Genomic DNA, 23,172 nt, shown 5'->3' with positions numbered 1-23,172 from the left:
TCATATTGCATATGATTCTGATCTAACTCTCGTGATGTAACATACTTATTAGGGGGAAAACCTGGTTAATTCGGGTTTTTTGCCATAGCTTTTTCGCATCTTACTATTCGACTTAGCATAGTGGGCTTATATTTATAAGCGAGCGTTTGTTAACTTGGTGGTACACTTCACTTCTTATGTTTTTCACAACATTATTCGTAAACTCACAGCTATTCTGCAATGAATATTCTTTCATCAACGAAAGCTTCATTACGAAACCATATCCTGTATTGCAACATTGTTTTAAACGCTTTCATTTTTTTGAACTCTATTCACGCTATTTCTACTTATTCAAACAACTTTATGTATGGACGAATAATAGAATCATTTATTATATAGCAAGGTCGCCATTTCCGGATTTTGGTATTCTTACTATACATTAAATTCCTATTTATTTCAAGTATCTGATTACTGTTTTATTGGCAATCACCTGTTGGAAACGCTCTTCATGGAATCTTGTTATCACTCTCTGTGGAGTCAATCATCTTGGCCTGGTGTCTCCAATGAATTCAACCAAAAACCTCATATTAACTTCTGATTCATTCCCGCGATCTGATTCTCCTGCTTTTGGTGATTGACATCTTTTATATGAAAAATCTCATTTATCCAACCAACCAATCGAATAATATATATCCTCCAAATTATCGTGAAATCCCCAACCCATCCCGTCTGTGTCCTCAACAATGGCATATAAACGATCATTAAATTGCTTAAATACTGTTTCATCCTTTTCACATGCCGCGATAACCTTCATATACATGGACTCCATACTATAGTAGAATGTTTCGTCAATATCTCCATACGTATTTGTAAATTCAGTTCCAACCTCAACGTAATATAACATCAAATCAAGTATCCTTAAAGAATCATTTGTCAGTTTTTTAAAATTAGTAATGGCTTTTTTCGCCTGTGCCAAGCGCGTTTTTCCAAATCCTTTATCTGGAAAAAATTCATCCCTGACATCCTTTTTAGCACGTTCGAATAATTCCATAGTCGTCGCTTCACCCGTAAATTTCATCGTCAAATAATCTTTTACGTCACTATTCAATTTGTACAAATCGGTAATAACACTGACCAGTTCTTTTTGGTCGAATGCTTTCAAGTTCTTTTTTAGCTCTGGAACTTTCATGTGATTTATTTTTCTCATCATGACACCTCACAGCTATAGTAATCTATTTGAAAGTTCTTTATTTCTATTATCCGGATTTGGCTGTGGAATTGCAAAAAGTAAAAGCCGATCTTCACCATTATAACAAAGGCCTTTCTCACGTGGAATTCCGTAGAAGAGACCACGTTTATTTAAACTACTTATCAAAGTTTGATTTGTATTAGACAAATACAAATTTTTCGAATTTAGGCTTGGTTATGTTATAATATTCGAAGCGCAGGTACCGACTTCTCATGGGAGGGCGGCTCGCCGACAACCGTTGTTAGACATTCATCATGTCTGAAGCGAAAGGAGGTGATGCCGTGTGTCCACGTTTCAAGTTTTGTCGTTGGTTTTTTCTTTCGGCATGCTCGTGGCGTTTATTATGTCAGATCGACATAAAATAAAACCTCCCTGTTGAGTTGACCGCTCGAGCTTGGGAGGCTTTAAGATCCAATAGAGCCGTGCCCTCTAAGGGGTTCGGTCTACTGTGCATAATATATGTTGCTTCTATAATCATTATACCACAGCGTTAGATTTTGTAAACAACTATACATATATCTCTGTATAATCGCTTTCACATATTTTGATCAATCGTTTTCCAAAATGGGCTTTTTCTAGTTTGTAAAATTGTCAGTTTTAAGAGCCCTTTTGTTCAAACTTTATCTTTCATCCTCACTTACTTAATATCCCGTGTGGGTCGATCACAAACTTCTTGGCAACCCCGCTGTCAAAGTCTGCATAACCTTGTGGAGCCTGATCCAGTGAAATAACAGTCGCATTTACCACATTAGCAATATCCGCTTTTCCGTTCAAAATAGCTTTCATTAATTGACGATGATATTTCATTGCAGGAGTTTGTCCGGTGTGGATCGAATGTGCCTTTGACCAGCCAAGTCCAAACCTTACTTTTAGCGACCCTTGTTTGGCATCCTGATCTTTGGCTCCGGGGTCTTCTGTTACATACAAACCAGGTACGCCAAATTGTCCTCCCGCTTCCACAACATCCATCATCGTATTCAATACCGTGGCTGGTGCATCATGGTAATCTGTACCATGTCCATATGCCTCAAAACCAACAGCATCGATTGCACAGTCGACTTCCGGTTCACCGAGGATCTGTTCGATTTGCTCGCCAACATTATCATGTTCTTGCAAATTAATCGTTTCACAGCCAAAACTTCTCGCGTGCTTCAAACGTTCTTCATTTAAATCCCCAACAATTACCACCGAGGCACCAAGTAATTGGGCGGAATGCGCTGCAGCAAGGCCAACCGGGCCGGCACCGGCGACATATACTGTTGATCCAGTGGTGACGCCCGCGGTAATTGCCCCATGATACCCTGTTGGAAAGATATCCGATAACATAGTAAGATCAAGTATTTTGTCCATTGCTTGATCCTTATCTGGAAACTTTAAAAGTTGAAAATCTGCATAAGGGACCATAACATATTCAGACTGGCCACCTACCCAGCCTCCCATATCCACATAGCCATAAGCACCGCCAGGCCTTTCTGGATTCACATGCAAGCAAATGTGCGTATCCTGACGCTGGCAATTTTTACAGCGGCCACATGCCACATTAAATGGCACAGATACAATATCACCTTTTTTCAGAAATTCCACATCTCGTCCAACTTCGACAATTTTACCTGTAATCTCATGTCCCAGCACCATTCCCTCCGGCGCTGTTGTACGCCCGCGAACCATATGCTGATCGCTGCCGCAAATATTGGTTGCGATATTTTTAATAATAACGCCATGCTCACACTTTCGTTCGATATTAGACTTTGGTACCCCCGGCCCGTCATGCAGCACTAGATCGGGATAGGATATGTCCTGCACTTCTACTTTACCATTTCCTAAGTAAACGACACCGCGATTATCTGCCAAACGAATAACCTCCTTGGGATGATAGTATGCAGCAAAATTTACCGCAAAGGAGATACTACCGTATGTATGGTAGTCCCCTATCAATCTCTTTCCCACTCATATAAATGTAAAACTTGAATCTTAGCATTTTTCATACATGCATGTTTCATGAAAGCGTTGCAGGGAATAGCTATAGATAGAGAATTTTTTGAAGGAGGAAGAGAATTAATGAAAAAAGTAGACTTGGAAATGGCAAAACAAATAATTGACAGTGCAGAAAAGGAAGCAAGTAAAATTGGCGTACAGATGGTTATCTCTGTTGTGGATGATGGCGGAAATCTCGTCGCCACCCATCGTATGGATGACGCATGGCTGGCAAGTGTAGACATTGCCCAAAACAAGGCCTGGACATCGGTTGCTCTAAAAATGCCAACAGCAAACTTAGAGGAAGCAACCGTTCCAAACGCAGAGCTCTGGGGCCTTAATACAACTAACCAAGGAAAAATCGTTGTCTTTGGTGGCGGAATACCTCTGGAAAAGGACGGTCAAGTAGTCGGCGCAGTAGGTGTTAGTGGCGGCGCTGTACCACAGGACGTGCAAGTAGCTGAAGCAGGAGTTAAAGAATTTCAACATAAAGTGAAACCACATTAAGCGAGATTTTCTGACGTACCGGAAGTAATGCTCTTAGCCGTAGTTTCCTTCTACTTCATTAAAGGAACGACGGCAAAAATTCTCAGGCGTCTGGGTTGCAACGTCTTTGTAGCCTGCATCGTGCAGGGCTAAACAGAACCGGAACATTGTCATGCAGTTACCTCATTTTCTTATTTTGGTTTCACCTCAAAGTCTTGATATAGGATATTCTCTTAGGTATTGATCATCCAAAACCAGTGATCAGTACCATTTTTTAATGGAATTGTTTATTGGTTGATTGGTATTCATTTTCTGCATCTTCTTTACCCCCACGGAAAACGAACGAAGTCTATTTCATACGCTTTCAACTATTCCATTAGACATGCGGTTTACCGTGAAGATCCCGAATACAGTGGTTGGATAGTATAATGTTGGGCTGCAGTTCCTAATCTTATAGTCCTTTTTAATGCTTTAGCCCCATGTTCTTTATATCCCGCTATGGTAGTTTTATTAAGAATGTCAAAAAGCAAAAGAAGGGTTTGAAGTAAAATGAAAAAAATGCATTTGTTATGTATCTTCACAGCCATTATCCTGATGGTACTTGCCGGATGTGGAGGCAATGATGACTCTGCAAACGCTAAGAAAGATAAAAAATCTAGTAAACAGGCAAGTTATAAAGAATTAGAGACAATCGATTTAGAAGGAACCGTCAACTCCCTCAACTTTTCCCTTGATGAGGATGGAAGCACGTTAATGTGGGGAGAGAATGATGGTGGTTTAGGCGATGATAAACGACGTTACGTCTGGGTGGACGGTGAAGTGAAAGAACTAGATTTAGATACGTTTGGTCAATCCTCCATATTGTCCGGAAACGGTACGATCATTAATCATAAAGTAGATTGGGATGCAGAAGTAAATAAGCGGCACTCTATTATCGAATATGATCCGGCTGCAGACAAAACAGAAGAATTCATAGCTGATAATGACCGTGACGATATCTTGTTACCTGGCCATGGTGATTATTTACAGGAGCCAAGAACCTATATACATACGGTTACAAATACGAAGTTTGATGATTCCGAGACCTACATCTGGGACATAGACAATAATAAATTCACCGATTTGAATTTTATTCATGATATAAAAAGTGAAATGGATGAGGAAGAATTAACATCTTACCCACATTTCTTTTTATCAGCAGATGCCTCCATGGTTTATGCGATCGTTTTAGATGAGGGAATTTTCGCCTATGATGTAGAAGCGCAAAAAATGGAAAGCTTGCTTTTATCAGACAATGTGCTAACCGCGGACGGAAATACGACGATGCTAACCTCCGATGGACAACACATTGCATATGGCGTCAATGATTCGGACGATGATAATATCATTGTTACGTTACACGCTCTCGATGTGGAAACGAAAGAATCAATCGAAATTGGGGAAGGAAATGCATTATTTACACTGACAGACGGAAATATCATAATCGTTGATGACAATGAGGTTAAGCTTTTCGATTTTAAAACAGAAGAACTAAAAACCGTTCATACCATCAAATTAAAAGAAAATGAAGAATTGGATAATGTAACGGTAAGTTTAGATGGAAGCACGATTGCCTATGGTTATACGGCAAAAGATGAAGATAATGGGGAAAGTACGTCCTACATTAAGGTTTTGCAAAATAAATAAGTTTTGATGAATAAGGGGACAGGAACAACAGATCTTCAAATGGATCAGGGTTCCTGTCCCCAACTAATTTTGATATGTCTTTTTCATTTAACGCCTTGTGTAACCGGCATCAGCATGTATCACTGTCCCTGTTACATAAAACGACTGGTCAGAGGCTAACCAACAGACTTGCTTGTGCAATTTCTTTAAGCTGACCAAATCTGCCCAATAGACTGCTGAGGCGCAAATTCTTCCTCCGTTTGGCCGGTTTCTTCCAACGCTCCTCTTAACATTTGTGTCAATTGCTCCTGGTGCTACGAAATTGACGCGAATATTTTTATCTCCGGGTGAAACTTTTGCTACATGGCTGCCCATTAAGGCGGGATAAATTTCAGGCTATAATTTCGATCCATGTTCAATGCATAAATAATCAAATACCGAAACCTTTTCCACCTCCCCCAAAATTTACTAACTCCCCCGGACAAACGCTACAAAATCATGCATTACCTGTTTTCTGAAACGTTGCAGTTCTCGTACCATCAATAAATCACGTGTAAGTTGAAGGTCATTAACAGGTACCATTTTCAACACGCCAAACGCCAATTCCTTCTCGACCGTCAGCTTGGGTAAAATACTGACACCCAGACCTGCTTCCACTGCACTTTTAATGGATTGGACACTGCCAAGCTCTAATGAACTCTGAATCTGTTTCAACACGCCAGCTTTTTGCAATGCGTTTTCCAAAATAACCCGTGTCCCTGATTCTGATTCCCGCCAAATCATCTTTTCTTCAGGTAGTTCATGAGGCGTGATCGTTTCCCTATCTTTCCAGCGATGATCTGCCGGTATAACAAGGACCAATTCATCTTGTGCAAACGTTTCTGACATAAAGGAATGATCATCAACCTGGCTCTCCACCAAGGCAATATCAATATCCTGATTTTTTAGTTTTTCCGTAATCTGTGGTGTGTTTCCAATCGTTAAACTAAATTGGTAATCAGGAAATTTTTTCTTGAACTTTCCCATTACGTTTGGCAACAAATAGTCGCCAATTGTAAAACTTGCCCCTATATGTAATACGACCTCGTATTCACCTGTTGCCTCCTTAACCGCCTCATGCGATTGTTCTAGTGTTTCTACCATGTCTTTAGCAAACGGGTATAACGTTTTTCCCGCTTTTGTTGGAATAAGTTTGCCCTCCTGTCGATCAAATAACAGCGTATTATACCGCGTTTCTAATTGACGAATTTGCTTCGTAACGGCTGGCTGCGAAACATATCCTAACCGGGCAGCCTTGCTAATATTTCCTTCCTCGACCACTCGGCAAAACATCCGTAAATTTTCGATATTCAAGATGATCTTCCCCTCTCCCATTTCCCTCTGTATCTATTTTATCATGTCACATTACTTAAAAACGTTATTCCATTTCCTTATACCTCATAAAAAATGGGCCTTTTACATATTGGAATGACTCTGGTAATTTTAGTACAAGAATGTTTTCGCTTGGAGGAATGGATCGTGGATATTGCAACAGCTTTATTACTGTTAGTCATCGGTATTATCGCAGGAGGCTATGGAACAATCGTAGGTGCCGGCGGAGGCTTTATCTTTGTGCCCGCACTACTTCTGATATTGAAAATGGACCCTGCGATCGCTGCTGGTTCCGGGCTCGTCATCGTATTAATCAATTCATTTTCTGGTGCAATTGGATACGCCCGACAGAAAAAAATTGACTATCGAACTGGAATCCTCATCGCGATCGGGGCACTGCCAGGTTCTTTACTAGGTGTTTGGTTGCTGCATGTTTATGCTTCTAATTATTTTAACATCGCATTTGCAACGGTGTTAATGCTACTGGGACTATTTTTGTTTACCAAAAACACATCATTTGGAAAAACTAAAGCAAGCGTACAAAATCATCCCCAGCAGCATGAAGCCCGACAACAGATGGGTGCCACCGGATCTGAAGTGTCACAGCTTGCCACGATAACAAACCAGCAATCGGATGGTAATCGGATCGATGTCAAATTGCTGCTCCCACTTGGTTTATTGATGGGAGTATTATCGAGTTACCTTGGGATTGGAGGCGGATGGCTGCTTGTACCGATCCTGATCTATGGCTTCAAGATCCCTACCCATTTTGCAACAGCAACATCCCTTTTTTCACTCTGTATCTATTCCTCGTACGGTGTGATATCGCAAATTTTTTATAACAGTATCGACTGGATGACGGTTCTTTGGGGTGGAATTGGAATCATTATCGGATCTCAACTCGGTGTACGGCTAGCCCAGCGAATCCCCGGTAAAATCGTTATGCAAATGCTCTCCGTGCTTTTAGTTATCATTGGATTTCGGATGTATTTTGGGTAGGCAATGACACGACTTTTTTAGTAATCTTGTCTACCAATGTGCTTTTTCCCAAGCGCCAATTGGGTTACATGATTTCTGTTCTTAAGGTCTTTGTGCTATAATGAGCAACTATTTATTCTCTCCTACCTCTTCCCAGTTTTTATTTAAATGACTACAAACCTGCACTACTCATACGGGTTTGCTTTCGTCCGGAGCCTCATGTAAACAAAATGTTACCAAAAAATAAACTATACCGGTATAAAGACCAAAATATACCGCGACTTCCCTTACCATTCTCGTATTTTTTAAAGCTAAAGCACTCTCTCCCTATATACCAATTCTGAAGTTTCCCGGAATTTGAAATGGCGGTACTTAGCGGACATATTAGGATTGGGAGACAGAGTGGACGCGCAATTGAACACATATACAGAATTTATAATAGTCTATACCATTCACTTGTTCATCATTAATGAAAACTGTAGAAAAGTATCAGTTTACAATGAAGTGACACTTCTTCTGCTCTACCATGACCTAATTAGTAAAAGATCATAAATTTCATGCATAAAGGACATCGCGAAGCAACAATTGTTTAACAGTTGTGATTTCTGGTTAAAAAAGCAAAAGATAACGTTTTTTGTGCCCACATTACCTCAAATAACTTTTTCATAAAAAAGGAAGGAAGGCACATAATAAAGTGAATGATTTCGGATAAGGGAAACTTCATTCAGTCGGGTTTCCCTTTCAGACAGGAGAACAAAGGCTAATAACTAGAACATCTGGGTTGCAACACCTTTGTGAACTGCATCGTGCAGGCCCGAACAGAATCGAGCCTTTGTCTTGCAGTTGACCCCCACTTACCTTTTTTAGTTCCACCTCAAAATCTTGAAGTGGAGTGGTAAGCTTAACCACATTTGCCTGAATAACTCGATAGAAGGAGTTGACATGATAAAGTGAAATTTAACAAGAAAAAAATCAACGTTGTAGATATTCAAAAAGCGAGGAAAAGTGTGTTTGCTACAGGTGTAGGAAACGCGATGGAATGGTTTGACTTTGGTTTATATTCCTATTTGGCTGTTATTATCAGCCAAAACTTTTTCAGCGCCGTGGAGAATAATGAGTTAAAATTAGTGTTCACATTTGCAACTTTTGCGATTGCCTTTTTAATGCGCCCGTTAGGTGGTGTTATATTTGGGAAGATTGGGGATAAATTGGGAAGAAAAGTCGTTTTAACAACTACAATTATTTTAATGGCTTTTTCCACATTACTGATTGGTTTATTGCCAACATATGATCAAGTGGGGATATGGGCACCTATCCTCTTATTAATTGCTCGAATTATACAGGGTTTTTCAACTGGTGGTGAATACGCTGGCGCTATGGTCTATATCGCAGAATCCTCTCCAGACAATAAACGTAATATGCTTGGAAGTGGATTAGAAATTGGTACACTCACCGGTTATATACTAGCTTCCGTTCTTGCCAGCATACTCTTTATCACGCTATCTGATCAACAAATGGCCTCATGGGGCTGGAGAATTCCGTTTATACTCGGCTTACCTTTAGGACTAATTGGATTGTACCTAAGGAAAAGTTTAAAGGAAACACCGATTTTTGAAAACGAACTTTCTGATGATGACGTCCAGGAGGAAAGCTTCCTATCCATTTTAAAATACCACAAAAAGGATGTTTTCGTATGTTTTGTAGCTGTGGCATTCTTCAATGTTACAAACTATATGCTACTATCATACATGCCTTCTTATTTAGATGAGATCATTGGATTATCCAGCACGGTAGGAACCGTATTAATTACGGTAATCATGATTATTATGGTGCCACTTGCCTTTATGTTTGGAAGGCTCAGTGACAAAATTGGAAATAAGACTGTTTTTTTAATCGGTTTGGGAGGATTGACGCTGTTATCTGCCTTTGCCTTTTATTTAATAAATTTGCATGGTTTAATATTTGTGTCGTTAGGTATTCTCATTTTGGGTGTGTTGCTTTCAACTTATGAAGGTACTATGCCCGGATCATTGCCAACGATGTTCTACACAGACGTTCGGTATAGAACATTAGCCGTTACCTTTAATGTCTCTGTTTCCATATTTGGCGGTACTACACCATTAGTCTCCACATGGCTCGTTCACAAAACTGGAAACAACTTAGCGCCTGGTTTTTATCTAACATTCTTTAGTATTATTGGGTTTTTAGTAATATTATTCCTGTTTAAAAACACAGCAGGAAAATCTCTAAAAGGTTCATACCCAACAGTTGCATCTAAGTCTGAGTATAAAGAAGCTGTTGAAAACCCAAAAGATTCCTTATGGTGGAGCGAAGACAAGAAAAAAATAGAAGAACGAAAGGACGAAGCGGATACAGATAAATAAACCATCGAGAAGGAGAATACCAAGAAACCCTTTTCCCGCTATGTTTTCGAAGTCTCCCCAGGACGTCAGGATTTTTTATACCTGCTTAAGACGTTCCAGCACCTCTGGCATGTCCAGGGGTTTACATACATTTATCGGTAAGGAACCGGCGCTATGATTTAGGCCAAATCTCACCTCTCCTTTCTCTAATCGCCCATTTCACGACTTCGTACAAATTTTATAATTTTTTACTGGAACATACTAGCCCCCTAGACATTTCGCCAAAATAATGTTAACTTATTAAAGTTACTCACGAAAACAGTTACCCGAAGTAACTATATTGGAGGTGGAACCTATAAAATCGACTCAAAAGTTTTTTCATCAGCTGATGCTGCTGTATCGCCCGTTTGAAAATCGATTGAATGTGCAGTTGAATAAACATAACCTGCATCGGGCGCAATGGACTATTCTGTACTATTTATACAACAATGGTCCGACAACGCTTGTAGAGATTTCCAATTATCAAGGCGTAGAGAAGCCTACCACCACCAGAACCTTTGCCCGCCTGGAAGAATTGGGTTATGTCGAGCAGATGCCCGGTAAAGATAAGCGTGAAAAACGCATGCGACTGACTGAACATGGCAGGAACATCTATGAACATGTCCGTGTCACCATTGACCAGTTTGAAGAGGAAAATCTAAAAGGCATTTCAGAAGAAGAACAACTAAAGACCATTCAAATTATGGAAGAGATTAGAAACAACATCAAGAAGTGAGGAGATTGTTCGTGGAGCAAGCGAAATCAAAATTATGGACGAAGGATTTTACCATTATATCAGTGGCAAATTTCTTCTTATATTTAGTTTTTTATTTATTATTAGTAACGATGTCGGTTTACGCAGTGGAGAAATTTCACGTTTCAGAGAGTCAGGCCGGCCTTGTTACTGGTATTTTTGTTATCGGGACGTTAATCGGGCGGCTGGTGATTGGCCGATTGATTACAACCCTTGGAAATAAGAAAATGTTATATTTTGGACTCATCTTTTTTATTTTGACGTCCCTGTTATATTATGTCGAGGGCGGCATTACCTTTTTGCTAATTACCCGTTTACTTCACGGAATTGCCTTAGGTGCGGCAAGTACAGCAACTGGAACCATTGTTGCGGAAGTAATTCCGGCTGAGCGAAAAGGGGAAGGAATTGGCTATTACAGCATGAGTATTACCTTGGCAACGGCAATCGGTCCGTTCATTGGATTATATCTGAGTTCGCATACCAGTTATCAGCTGATTTTCGGCTTCTGTCTGGCATTGGCAGTTATTAGTTTAATTATATCCTTATTTGCTAATATACCGGTAATGGAAAGACCGATAAAAACAGCGCAAACAAAGAAATTAAAGGTTTCGGATTTTGTCGAACCAAAGGCGTTCCCAATCGCACTCGTGATTATTCTTATTTCGGTAGGCTATGCAAGTGTCCTTTCCTTTATTAATTTCTATGCAATTGAAATTAACCAGGTCGATGCCGCAAGCTTTTTCTTTATCGTCTATGCTGCAGCAATTTTGATATCTCGACCATTCACTGGACGATTAATGGACGTAAAAGGCGCCAACTGGGTAATGTACCCCGCTTTCTTTTTATTGGGAGCAGGATTACTGTTGTTAAGTACCTCGCAAAGCAGTGTCTCGTTATTACTAGCTGGTGCACTGATGGGTTTCGGGTACGGTAATATGCAATCCACCACACAAGCGATCGCGGTAAAAATGGCTGCCCCGCATCGGGTCGGCTTGGCAACATCGACTTACTATATTGCCATGGACGCCGGAATTGGATTTGGCCCATACGTGCTCGGGTACATCATTCCATTAACTGGATACAGCAGCTTATATACCATTATGGGTGTGATGGTTCTGGCTACGACGGTGCTTTATTTCTTCATGCACGGGAAAAAGGAAAGTTCGATTGGAGCACGTATGGATTCAATGGCATCGTACACAAAAGCGAATTAAATGGGAATTAATGACGATCTCCCAGGTGATTATGAATCACCTGGGAGATTTTTTAATGGATTTGAAAACATAACCTTAGTGAACACCGATCACTTAGGTCATGTTACATGTCTGATCGATTTTATTAGATGGAATCAATCGCTTCCTTTACAGGTGTACTCCCGGTCACCACCTGAAATTCCTTTCCAATCGTTGTCTCATTTTCTAAGCAAGCTAAGATCACACTTGCAATATCCTCTCTGGAAACCTCGTCCCGATCGACCTCAGCTGCTGCCCTTATTTGTCCGGTTCCCTTGTTATTCGTTAACAAGCCTGGATGAATAATGGTATAACTCAAATCGGACCGCCGCAACCATTCATCCGCATAATGCTTTGCCACAACATAAGGGGCAAAGGAGGATGATGCTTCTTGAATCGCTTTTCTTCTCGTGTCAAACGAACTAATCATGACAAAACGTTTAACACCTGCAACATTGGCAGCTTCAATTGTTTTTACGGCACCATCCAAATCCACCATGATGGTTTTGTCTTTACCTGTATGTCCACCGGAACCGGCTGTAAATACGACTGCATCAACTCCCTTGGCAGCTTTTGCAATGGTTTCGACATCCTGCTCTAAATCGGCTACTACCGTCCCCGCTCCCAATTTTTCAAAAAAGGAGGCTTGTTCTTGCTTACGAATCATTGCCTTCGCATGAAGATTGTCACGATCCTGAATCAATGAAACTAGATGTTTCCCAATTTGACCATTAGCTCCAACTACAAGAATTTTCAATCTAACCACCCTTTCAGAATATGACTATTTAGCTTAATTATTGTAGTGCTATATATGTATCGTAAATGAATAGAATGCGCTTTGTCTAGATTCCTGTTCGTATGAAAGACACCGTTTATAGATTAGACCGGGAAACGCTAACCTTCTAATTCTCCCGCTCTCCTAAACAAGGCCTGCTAGCTCCCATTTCTATCCGTTTTCACCACCGTAGCCTGTTCAATTGATTGCATGTAAATATAAATCTAATGAATCTTCCACTTCCATCGCAACTAACCGAATAAAGTCATCATAATCTTTTTGCGTATGCGCCTTATCCAATGCTTCATAATAATTTAATCGATTTTCCACTTTAATAACAACAGGAGGAAAGCCATTTTTCATAAGTTCCAGATTCAGTAATAAACGAGATACCCGGCCATTTCCGTCCATAAAAGGGTGAATGCCTACAAAAATTGCATGTAGCATTGCCCCGCAAGTAACCGGATGCATTTGTTGCGTTTCTTGTTCATACCAATTCATTAATTTCTCCATTTGCTCCGCGATAAAAAATGGGGCTGGCGGTATATGTTTAGCACCTGAAATGAAGACTTGCTGATCGCGATAAACACCAGCATACGCATCATCTATCCCTTTTAAAATCAATCGATGCAGGTTCTTGATCTGCCATTCCGACAGAGTTTCCTTATGTTGAACAATTTCTTCTACATACGTAATGGCGTCACGATGATTAATAACTTCTAAATGTTCACGCATTGTTTTGCCGCCAATTGTGATACCTTCTAGCACGACTTTTGTTTCCTTTAGGCTTAATGTGTTTCCCTCTATTGCGTTGGAGTTATATGTCCACTCAAGCAATAACTTTTCATGTAAACTTCTTAATGTATGGGTTGGAAAAGGTCGTTTTGCATCAAGATGCGCTTTTTTTACATCGATTTGTTCAAACATTCATCTCACCTCATAAGGTTAGGCAATAATCTAAATAATTCCGAATAACTATCATTCCAAGTGTATTATAACATATAAATTATTATATCTAGTCGAAACACTGATGACCGTTCACCCCAACAAAACAAAAAAGAGCGAAATCACCAGGATTCCCCTCTTTTGCAATACACTCATCCCCAAACCTCATCCGCTATTTCTTTAATCAACCGCAGCTTATCCCACTGCTGTTCTTCCGTTAAAATATTCCCTTCTTCCGTCGATGCAAAGCCACATTGCGGGCTGATGCAGAGTCGGCTTAGATTAACATATTTTGCTGCCTCTTCAATCCGAGCTTTGATAGCCGCTTTATCCTCCAATTCTCCCGTTTTTGATGAGAAAAGGCCAAGAACAACTAGCTTATCATCACTCACATGTTGTAATGGTGAAAAATCACCAGCGCGGTCGGTATCAAATTCTAAATAGTACGCAGTAACGTTTTCTTTTTCAAATAAGAGATGGGCGATCGGGTCATATCCACCAGATGAAGCCCAAGTAGAATGATAGTTTCCGCGGCAAACATGCGTATTGACAACTAAATCCTCCGGCAGATTGTCAATAGCTAAATTATTGACACGTAAATAGAGCTCTCCCATTCCTTCTGCGTCTGCTTGGATTTGCTGTGCTGTACTGGAATTTGTGTCAACCAGCATCCCCCACGTACAATCATCTAGTTGAACATTTCGGCAGCCAGCCTCGTATAAATCACGGATCACAGTTTGGTATGCCTTGGCAATATCTGCAACTAAATCATTGATATCTGGATAAACGTGTTCGGTTGTTTCTTTATTCTGGGGACGCTGTAATTCCGCTAAAAACTGTGCTGGCGCTGGAATGGTTTGTCGTGCCACTATTTCATCTGTTGCATATTGCTGCACAAAGGCAAAATGTTCGATAAATGGATGGCTTTCCCCACTAATCTTACCAGTCAAACAAGCTGTTTCTGGCCGCGTTTCTTCTCCATTGAAAATATAGCCTTGATCAATTATTTCCTTTTTTACACCGTTTAGCCCCCACATAAAATCTAAATGCCACCACGAACGGCGGAACTCTCCGTCAGTAATTCCTTGCAGTCCCACTTCTTTTTGTTTTTGAATTAAATCAGCAATACATACATCTTCCACCTTTTTCAATTCACTTTCAGTAAGTGTCCCCTCAGCAAAGGCAACCCGTGCTTTTTTTAACTTTTCCGGACGTAAAAAGCTCCCTACATTGTCAAATCGAAATGGTGCATTTGTACGGTTTCCCACTTTTAGTTCTACTCCCATGTTTACCCTCTCCTTTTTCTTTGATTCTGTAAGGAAAGTGTAGCATGAAACGTTTCCTATAATGTAACACCTAAAACCTATGTCTTGCTATAGTCTTAAACTATAACTGACGCAATCCCTCTTCAATGGATTCTTTTAAATACTCAATATAAATAGTAGCAAGCTGACTGTTTGTAATGTGCTTATGGGTGATATATCCAACTGTAATCCGTTCATCCACTTCCAAAGGAACAGCAATAATATCTTTGCTGTTTAATTTATGGCTAATCACACCCGTGGAAATGGTATAACCATTTAAACCGATAAGTAAATTAAACAACGTAGCACGGTCACTCACCCGAATATTCTTTGGTCTGGACAGGGTACTGAGAATCTCTTCTGAAAAGTAGAACGAATTATAATCACCTTGCTCATATGAAAGATATGGAAAAGGAAGCAAGTCAGATAATGTTACAGAATCTCTAGCGGCTAGTGGATTATTTGCACTAATAAACACATGCGGATTTGCTTCAAACAACTCATGAAATGCTAAATTTCCTTCTCGCAGGAACTTGTGAATCACCTTCCTATTAAACGCATTGACATATAAAATACCAATTTCACTCCGTAAATTTTTCACATCATCAATGATTTCATATGTCCTCGTCTCCCGCAACGTAAACTCATATTCTTCCCGGTCGTACTCCGTTAACAGCCGTACAAAAGCACTTACTGCAAATGCATAGTGCTGAGCCGACACAGCGAAATGCTGCTGTGGTGCTGGTGTGTTGGAATAGCGGTTTTCCAGAAGCTCTGATTGCTCCACCACCTGTCTTGCATACCCTAGAAACTCCGTCCCCTCCAGCGTGATCCGAATTCCCTTGTTTGTCCGTAAAAAAATCGTAATCCCCATTTCTTTCTCGAGCTCTTTTAATGAATTCGAAAGACTTGGCTGACTAATGAACAGGTTCTGTGCTGCCTTATTAATCGAACGGCTTCTCGCTACTTCAATTACGTATTTTAACTGTTGAAGTGTCATTTAGGATTCACTTCCTTTCATTAAAAGTGGTTTGACACAAGGGATAACGCCTTATTTTTCTACATGACCCCAAAAGCCCGATTCGTCCCATTCGTATATCAGCTCTAAGCTGTCCGTCGCGAATGGATTTCCCCATTGTTATCCCCCTCTAATTTTCAGTAAGTATATCATGAGACGTTGCATCTTGGTTGAGAAACAGTCAAATTTTATGATTATTTAAACCAAATTCATACAGTAGTACATATTGTTCAAGCGTTTCTAGAGCAAACATCGTCACGGTTACTTTTGGCGTACTCAGCTTTTCCATTTATTTGCATTCACACCCTTGCTTCACTATACTAAAATGACTAAGAGAATTTAGGAGGTACATACATGCTAGACAACTATCAAGCGAACCTGCAAAAATATGCAAAACTATTAGTTGCAAAAGGACTTAACGTTCAACCTGGTGATTGGGTGAAAATGACCATCGCCGTAGAACAGGCACCATTAGCCCGTTTGGTCACGAAAGAAGCTTATGCGCTTGGCGCTGATAAAGTCATCGTAAAATGGTCGGATGACGCGATTACGAAAGAACATTACATGAATCAGTCCGAAGAATTACTGACTGATATCCCAAAATATGCGATTGACGAATCCGAAGACCATGTATTGAACCATCGTGTTTGTCGGCTTTCTATTTTATCCAATGACCCGAACTTATTAAATGAAGTGGATCCCGATAAAGTGGCTGCCTATCAGAAAGTCGCCGGAAAAGCATTCAAAGCCCAGCGCGTGGCCACACAAAATGATGACTTAAAATGGACTGTAGCTGCTGCAGCTGGTGTGGATTGGGCCAAAGCTGTCTTCCCGGATTTAAAAACATCTGAGGAACAGGTTGATGCATTATGGGATGAAATCTTTAAAACATGTCGCATTTATCATGATGACCCAGTTGCTGTCTGGGATGAACATAAAGAAACACTCAAGGAAAAAGCAACCATATTGAATAACTATCAATTTGATGCATTAAACTACACTGCTCCTGGCACCGATTTAAAACTTGGCCTGCCTAAGAACCATATTTGGATGAGTGCGGAAAGCTTCAATCCAAAGGGCGAGGAATTTATCGCTAACATGCCAACGGAAGAAGTGTTCACCGCGCCTGATACCCGCCGAATGGATGGGGTTGTTGTCAGCACCAAACCGCTAAGCTATGCCGGCACGTTAATCGAAGGTATCAAGGTACATTTTAAAGATGGAAAGATTACCGCTATTTCCGCCGAAAAAGGCGATAAAGCAATCAAAAAATTAGTGGAGGATAATGAAGGAGCAACAGGTCTTGGTGAAGTCGCTTTAGTTCCGGATCCATCGCCAATTTCACAATCAGGCATTACCTTCTTTGAAACACTGTTTGACGAAAATGCATCGAATCACCTGGCAATTGGCGCTGCCTATCCAACGTGCATAGAAGGTGGCACAAAAATGAGTGAGGAAGAATTACAGGAACATGGCATGAATGTATCAACAACCCACGTTGACTTCATGATTGGTTCCAACAAAATGGATATTGATGGCATAAAGGAAGATGGGACAGCTGTTCCTATTTTTCGTAATGGGGACTGGGCGATATAGCTGATACGGAGGGGTCGTTCCGCTGTCCCACCATCTTTTTAATGGTGGGACATGACGCCTGTCCAAGATTACTGAATAACAGCTATCTTTAACTAACTGAATGTAGTAAATTATACTTTACCTATTTGTCATTCATACGTTTACCGGCGGCTTTGTACACATTTTAACAGCGATTTTTAAAAACTGTAACAGCTATTCGCTTTTTCAGCAACCCCTTCTTGTTATCCCTCGCGCATATACATGCTCAATAAATCACATTAATACATCTCACTCTCTTCTCTTTTTTGCCACAAATTGTTCACAAGTAATGATTCATGAACAATTTGTGACATATATTATTGAATACTTTGTGACAAATGTCACATGTTATTGCCCTTTATCCTCTTATCTGGCATTAATATTAGTAGAAAGACAGTGACATAGATCACTTAATTACATGATTAAAACTGCTACATCACAAGGAAAGGGGCACTTTCATTGAAAATAAAATGGGCTTTTTTAAGTTCGCTGATCATTACACTTGTTACGCTTGCCGGTTGTGAGCCGATTATGGTGTTAAATCCCAAAGGACCACAAGCGGAGACAACCACCAATGTTATTTGGATCTCGATTGCAACAATGGCCATCATTGTCATCGCGGTATTTAGCCTGTTAGTTTTTGTTGTTATCAAATATCGTGCATCCAAACAACCAGATGATTATGAACCACCACATATCGAAGGAAGTAAATGGCTTGAATCCATCATCGTCGCTATTCCGGTGATCATTATTGTGATTCTTTCCGTTGTGACCGTCAAATCGACGTATCAGGTGGAAGCAACTCCAACCGGATATGACGATCAGGAACCAATGACGATTTATGCATCCAGTTCGAACTGGAAATGGCACTTCAGTTATCCGGAAGAAGATATTGAGACATTGAATTACTTGTACATCCCAACCGATCGTCCTATCGAATTTAAACTGTATTCGTACGGACCGATCACTAGTTTTTGGATTCCACAGCTCGGCGGACAAAAATATGCGATGTCTGACATGGTGACGACATTACACTTAGCTGCTGACGAACCGGGTGAATATATGGGACGAAATGCTAACTTTAGCGGAGAAGGATTCGCGGAAAACATGTTTCAGGTGAAAGCAATGCCACAACAGAAATTTGATGAATGGGTAGAAGATGTGCAAAAGACCGCAAAACCTCTTACAGAAACTGAATTTGATAAATTACTAGAGCCTGGTCACCTTGGTCAAAAGACGTTTCGTGGTACACACTTATCATTCCTGCCGCCACCAGAGGGTCATCATGGTGGTCATCAGCATGGATCTGATACAAGCCACATGGATAAAAAAGACAAAATGGATGATTCCAAACATCACCATCATTGAGATACCCGGTTGAGCGTTTGTAACGACTTTTGAAAGGAGAAAACGTATGAATTACTTTGATCGATTTGCCATCCCACATGCAGATCCCCTTATTTATGCATCGATGGTTGCTATTGGGCTAACAGTGATTGCGATTATCGCTGGTTTGACCTTCTTTAAAAAATGGGGTTATTTATGGCGTGAATGGCTGACAACAGTGGATCACAAGCGAATTGGAATTATGTATTTAATCTCCGCTTTACTCATGCTTTTCCGCGGTGGGGTCGACGCCATTATGATGCGTGCACAAACTGCTGTGCCGGATAATACTTTTTTGGAAGCCCAGCATTACAATGAAGTGTTTACCACCCACGGAGTTGTCATGATCATCTTTATGGCGATGCCGTTTATCTATGCATTAATGAACTTTGTCGTTCCATTACAAATTGGTGCCCGGGATGTTGCGTTTCCACGATTAAACGCCCTTAGTTTTTGGCTATATTTCATGGGTGCGATGTTATTTAATATTTCATTCGTGGTCGGAGGTTCGCCAGATGCAGGCTGGACATCATATTTCCCGCTTGCTGGCAATGACTTTAGTCAATCAGTAGGAACCAACTATTATATGCTGTCGATTCAAATTGCCGGAATCGGAACGTTAATTTCCGGGATTAACTTTATCACAACCATTTTAAAAATGCGTGCACCTGGTATGAAATTAATGAAAATGCCAATGTTTACCTGGACCGCGTTTATTACTAACTTGATTGTCGTGTTTGCCTTTCCAGTATTAACGATTACACTACTATTAGGGACGATGGACCGGTTATTCGGGGCAAACTTCTTTACCACGACGAATGGCGGTATGGATATGCTCTGGGCCAACCTGTTCTGGATTTGGGGACACCCGGAAGTATATATTCTAATTCTGCCGGCATTCGGTGTGTATAGTGAAGTAATCTCGACATTTTCCAGACGTAATTTATTCGGATATAAATCAATGGTTGCTTCCATCGTGATCATCTCGTTCTTTTCATTCCTGGTTTGGACCCACCACTTCTTTACAATGGGGCAAGGTCCATTGACGAACAGTATTTTCGCGATTACCACAATGGCGATTGCGATACCAACCGGGATTAAGATCTTTAACTGGTTATTGACAATGTGGAAAGGAAAAATTAAATTTTCGGTACCGATGCTTTACTCGATTGCCTTTATTCCCATTTTCACTATTGGCGGTGTGACGGGGGTCATGCTTGGAATGGCAAGTGCGGACTATCAATATCACAATACGATGTTCTTAGTAGCCCATTTCCATTACACCATTATTCCTGGAGTTGTATTCGCTATGCTCGCTGGGCTAACGTACTGGTGGCCGAAGATGTTTGGCTTCATGTTAAACGAACGAATCGGCAAATGGGCATTTTGGTTTATCGTTGTCGGTTTTAACGTGACATTCTTTCCGATGTTCTTTACTGGCCTTGATGGTCAAGCCCGAAGAATGTACACCTATTCTGAAGCAGCCGGATATGGACCTCTCAACTTACTGTCATTTGCCGGTGCGATTGGACTTGCAATCGGCTTTGCATTGATCGTCTATAATGTCTATTACAGTGTACGCTATGCTTCTCGTGAGATCAGCTCAGATCCATGGGATGCACGGACTTTAGAGTGGGCTACACACAGTCCAGTGCCCGCATACAACTTTGCAGCGACCCCAGAAGTCGATTCAATCGAAGCATTCTGGGGTCATAAGAAAAACGGGCGTCCGATTTTTAGTCAACGAATAGAAAAAATTCATATGCCAAATAACAGTGGCTGGCCATTCCTTTTAAGCTGTATTTTCTTTGCATGGGGATTCGCCTTCATATTTAGCATGTGGCTGCCGGCAATTATTACAACACTAGTTATCTTTGGCTTCATGGCTTATCGTTCTTTTGAAAAAGATGATGGGCACTATATTTCCGTAAAAGAAATTGAAGACACGGAAAAGAAAATGCGAGGTGTTAGCTAATGAAAATGGATCATGCGCTTCCACTTGAATATCGTTCAGAACAAAACCAATTAAATATTGTCGGCTTTTGGATTTTCCTTGGTGCCGAGATTATGCTGTTCGCAACACTGTTTGCTACTTACTTTACCTTGGAAAACCGCGTCGGAAACGGACCGGCAGGCGGAGAAATTTTTGAAATTGGACCAGTACTCATTGAAACCTTTGTCTTGTTAACGAGCAGTTTTACCATTGGTCTTGGTGTTCATGCCATGCGGATCGGCCGCAGAAAAGCAATGATGAGCTTCTTTGCCATCACATTGGTTCTTGGTCTAACTTTCCTGGGTGTCGAAATTTACGAGTTTGTACACTATGTCCATATTGGCGCTGGCCTGCAAATTAGTGCTTTCACTGCCAGTCTGTTAACGACACTTGGCACACACGGTGTCCACGTGACAATCGGTTTATTCTGGGGGTTGTTTATCATTCTGCAGGTAAAGAAAAATGGTTTTAACGCGTCAACGGCGAACAAATCGTTCATCTTTTCCCTGTACTGGCACTTCCTCGACATCGTGTGGATCTTTATCTTTAGCTTCATTTACTTGAAAGGAATGATGTAAACATGGGTGAATTATTTCCACGAAAACAAGTAATGGGCTTTGCCTTTTCCCTGGTGCTTACGATCATTGCTCTGTGTGTTTATTTCTTTAACCTGTCGTTTATGGCAGGCATGACCATTCTCCTGATCACCGCATTTGTGCAAGCTTTTGTGCAATTGGTTATCTTTATGCATGCTGGAGAAACACAGGATAAACACTCCATTTATACAAATCTTATTTACGGGTTTGCGATTGCACTGTTCAGTATTTTCGGTACCTTACTCATTATGATATGGGATATGGCTTAATAGAATAACATCACTCTGTCTAACGGGTATACCAAGACAAAACACCAATAATTATAAAGGGATACGAAAATCACAGTGATTTTCGTATCCCTTTTTAAGGTTATGGTAGAAGTTATTTACGCTTATTACTTGGTATGAATAATGCTCGTAATTTTAACTATTTATGTAATAATTGTATTGTGCATGATAACTATTATAGAATGAATGTACGTATTGCAAATGAAACCTATTGCTATGAAGGAGGTATAGGATAGTGACAAAACAATTGACAGGAAAAACAGCTATTGTTACTGGAGCAAGCAGTGGTATTGGTACCGCAATTGCCAAAGCCCTTGTCGAAGCAGGTGCGAATGTAGTGCTTGCTGCAAGAAATGAGAAAAAGATTGCGGAAATTGCATCAGAGATTGACCAGAAAGAAAAAACGCTATGTGTTAAAACAGATATGACAAAACCAGAAGATGTCAATTCTCTGGCTGAGCGTGCGAAACAAGCATTTGGAAGCGTAGATATTTATGTTAATAATGCTGGGAGAATGGGATCGAGCAGGGTTTTGCAAGGAGATGTTACTGACTGGGAAGAAATGATCGATATCAACATTAAGGGCATTCTTTATGGCATTCATTCTGTCTTGCATGCTATGCTGGAAAAAGAAAGCGGCCATATTGTTAATATTGCTTCCGACTCGGGATGGGAAGTTACGGAGAGACTAACCGTATATTGTGCAACAAAATTTGCCGTGCGCGCGATCTCTACAGGATTGGAAAAAGAACTTGCCAAAACAGGCGTACGCACCACCAATATCTCGCCAGGCATGGTGGAAACACCGCTAAGTTCAAAAAGTCCATTTGACAGTGACCGGAAAAAACTTGAAACACGTGATATTGCACAAGCAGTTATTTATGCAGTGACACAACCGGATTATGTAAATGTCAATGAAATTACCGTCAGACCGGTTTAACATCGGACAATCAATTGTAGATGTTGAACAAGCAACATCGGCAACACACCCTGAGAAGGTTGCTTGCCTTCTCGATTTATCCCACTGCACCTTTTCCCCTTCCCCCCTTATCCATTTTTTCCGTTGCAATAAAAAATCAGGGATACATAAAGTGGACCCCATTGTCAAGACACAAATTTTTATAAGTTAAGGTGGGCTTTATATATTATTTGCCCGTGGGAGTA

At 40.6% G+C, this 23,172-nt stretch carries 20 protein-coding genes; 12 read left to right on the top strand and 8 right to left on the bottom strand.

Features of this window, described 5'->3' with window-relative positions:
• Positions 1-637: 637 nt before the first annotated feature.
• Entirely contained in the window at positions 638-1,189 is a 552-nt protein-coding gene (locus WMZ97_RS19955; RefSeq protein WP_343273860.1) for a DUF6155 family protein, read from the bottom strand.
• A gap of 672 nt (positions 1,190-1,861) precedes the next feature.
• The gene (gene fdhA, locus WMZ97_RS19950) at positions 1,862-3,079 is read right to left on the bottom strand and encodes a formaldehyde dehydrogenase, glutathione-independent (RefSeq protein WP_343273859.1); all 1,218 of its coding nucleotides are present in this window, start codon (positions 3,077-3,079) and stop codon (positions 1,862-1,864) included.
• A gap of 207 nt (positions 3,080-3,286) precedes the next feature.
• Here fdhA and WMZ97_RS19945 point away from each other — a divergent pair, with 207 nt between their 5' ends.
• Positions 3,287-3,709 (top strand): GlcG/HbpS family heme-binding protein, encoded by a 423-nt coding sequence (locus WMZ97_RS19945; RefSeq protein WP_343273858.1) that lies wholly within the window; start codon positions 3,287-3,289, stop codon positions 3,707-3,709.
• Positions 3,710-4,237: 528 nt separating this feature from the next.
• Positions 4,238-5,374: a WD40 repeat domain-containing protein gene (locus WMZ97_RS19940; RefSeq protein WP_343273857.1), complete on the top strand. Its 1,137-nt coding sequence runs from the start codon at positions 4,238-4,240 to the stop codon at positions 5,372-5,374.
• An 87-nt stretch (positions 5,375-5,461) separates the two neighbouring features.
• Here the strand turns inward: WMZ97_RS19940 and WMZ97_RS22020 are convergent, their stop codons facing one another.
• Complete coding sequence (locus WMZ97_RS22020; protein ID WP_405027729.1) at positions 5,462-5,728, bottom strand: SDR family oxidoreductase; 267 nt, start codon at positions 5,726-5,728, stop codon at positions 5,462-5,464.
• A gap of 93 nt (positions 5,729-5,821) precedes the next feature.
• Positions 5,822-6,706 (bottom strand): LysR family transcriptional regulator, encoded by an 885-nt coding sequence (locus WMZ97_RS19935; RefSeq protein ID WP_343273856.1) that lies wholly within the window; start codon positions 6,704-6,706, stop codon positions 5,822-5,824.
• A gap of 165 nt (positions 6,707-6,871) precedes the next feature.
• Between WMZ97_RS19935 and WMZ97_RS19930 the strand changes: the two genes are divergently transcribed.
• The 4 genes from WMZ97_RS19930 to WMZ97_RS19915 all read left to right on the top strand — a co-directional run bounded on the left by WMZ97_RS19930 (position 6,872) and on the right by WMZ97_RS19915 (position 12,072).
• Positions 6,872-7,723: a sulfite exporter TauE/SafE family protein gene (locus tag WMZ97_RS19930; RefSeq protein WP_343273855.1), complete on the top strand. Its 852-nt coding sequence runs from the start codon at positions 6,872-6,874 to the stop codon at positions 7,721-7,723.
• A gap of 929 nt (positions 7,724-8,652) precedes the next feature.
• Positions 8,653-10,086, top strand: a complete 1,434-nt coding sequence (locus WMZ97_RS19925; protein ID WP_343273854.1) for an MFS transporter — start codon at positions 8,653-8,655, stop codon at positions 10,084-10,086.
• Between the two features lie 367 nt (positions 10,087-10,453).
• Positions 10,454-10,840, top strand: a complete 387-nt coding sequence (locus tag WMZ97_RS19920) for a MarR family winged helix-turn-helix transcriptional regulator (protein WP_343273880.1) — start codon at positions 10,454-10,456, stop codon at positions 10,838-10,840.
• 11 nt (positions 10,841-10,851) lie between these two features.
• The gene (locus WMZ97_RS19915) at positions 10,852-12,072 is read left to right on the top strand and encodes an MFS transporter (protein ID WP_343273853.1); all 1,221 of its coding nucleotides are present in this window, start codon (positions 10,852-10,854) and stop codon (positions 12,070-12,072) included.
• Between the two features lie 124 nt (positions 12,073-12,196).
• Here the strand turns inward: WMZ97_RS19915 and WMZ97_RS19910 are convergent, their stop codons facing one another.
• From WMZ97_RS19910 to WMZ97_RS19895, 4 genes are all read right to left on the bottom strand, one after another.
• On the bottom strand, positions 12,197-12,847 hold the full coding sequence (locus WMZ97_RS19910) for an SDR family oxidoreductase (RefSeq protein WP_343273852.1): 651 nt from the start codon (positions 12,845-12,847) through the stop codon (positions 12,197-12,199).
• A gap of 216 nt (positions 12,848-13,063) precedes the next feature.
• The gene (locus WMZ97_RS19905) at positions 13,064-13,792 is read right to left on the bottom strand and encodes a Fic family protein (protein ID WP_343273851.1); all 729 of its coding nucleotides are present in this window, start codon (positions 13,790-13,792) and stop codon (positions 13,064-13,066) included.
• Between the two features lie 170 nt (positions 13,793-13,962).
• Positions 13,963-15,096 (bottom strand): 5-methyltetrahydropteroyltriglutamate--homocysteine S-methyltransferase, encoded by a 1,134-nt coding sequence (locus WMZ97_RS19900; RefSeq protein WP_343273850.1) that lies wholly within the window; start codon positions 15,094-15,096, stop codon positions 13,963-13,965.
• A 100-nt stretch (positions 15,097-15,196) separates the two neighbouring features.
• Positions 15,197-16,114: a LysR family transcriptional regulator gene (locus WMZ97_RS19895; RefSeq protein WP_343273849.1), complete on the bottom strand. Its 918-nt coding sequence runs from the start codon at positions 16,112-16,114 to the stop codon at positions 15,197-15,199.
• 372 nt (positions 16,115-16,486) lie between these two features.
• Between WMZ97_RS19895 and WMZ97_RS19890 the strand changes: the two genes are divergently transcribed.
• The 6 genes from WMZ97_RS19890 (at position 16,487) to WMZ97_RS19865 (ending at position 22,948) form a co-directional block, all read left to right on the top strand.
• A complete protein-coding gene (locus WMZ97_RS19890; protein ID WP_343273848.1) occupies positions 16,487-17,728 on the top strand; it encodes an aminopeptidase in 1,242 nt (413 codons plus the stop codon).
• 477 nt (positions 17,729-18,205) lie between these two features.
• A complete protein-coding gene (qoxA, locus tag WMZ97_RS19885) occupies positions 18,206-19,114 on the top strand; it encodes a cytochrome aa3 quinol oxidase subunit II (RefSeq protein ID WP_343273847.1) in 909 nt (302 codons plus the stop codon).
• 46 nt (positions 19,115-19,160) lie between these two features.
• A complete protein-coding gene (gene qoxB, locus WMZ97_RS19880; RefSeq protein WP_343273846.1) occupies positions 19,161-21,107 on the top strand; it encodes a cytochrome aa3 quinol oxidase subunit I in 1,947 nt (648 codons plus the stop codon).
• Positions 21,107-21,703 (top strand): cytochrome aa3 quinol oxidase subunit III, encoded by a 597-nt coding sequence (gene qoxC, locus WMZ97_RS19875; RefSeq protein ID WP_343273845.1) that lies wholly within the window; start codon positions 21,107-21,109, stop codon positions 21,701-21,703. Before qoxB ends, qoxC begins: the two co-directional genes overlap by 1 nt.
• A 2-nt stretch (positions 21,704-21,705) precedes the next feature.
• Positions 21,706-21,990 carry a cytochrome aa3 quinol oxidase subunit IV gene (gene qoxD, locus WMZ97_RS19870; RefSeq protein ID WP_343273844.1) on the top strand — a complete coding sequence of 95 codons (285 nt, stop codon included), beginning with the start codon at positions 21,706-21,708 and terminating at the stop codon, positions 21,988-21,990.
• Positions 21,991-22,243: 253 nt separating this feature from the next.
• Positions 22,244-22,948, top strand: a complete 705-nt coding sequence (locus WMZ97_RS19865) for an SDR family oxidoreductase (protein WP_343273843.1) — start codon at positions 22,244-22,246, stop codon at positions 22,946-22,948.
• Positions 22,949-23,172 lie beyond the last annotated feature (224 nt).

Source organism: Lentibacillus songyuanensis (assembly GCF_039548255.1).
In the GTDB taxonomy this organism is placed as follows: Bacteria; Bacillota; Bacilli; order Bacillales; family Amphibacillaceae; genus Lentibacillus_C; species Lentibacillus_C songyuanensis.
Note: the sequence above shows the minus strand (reverse complement) of the source record. Positions and strands in the feature narration are given on the sequence as shown.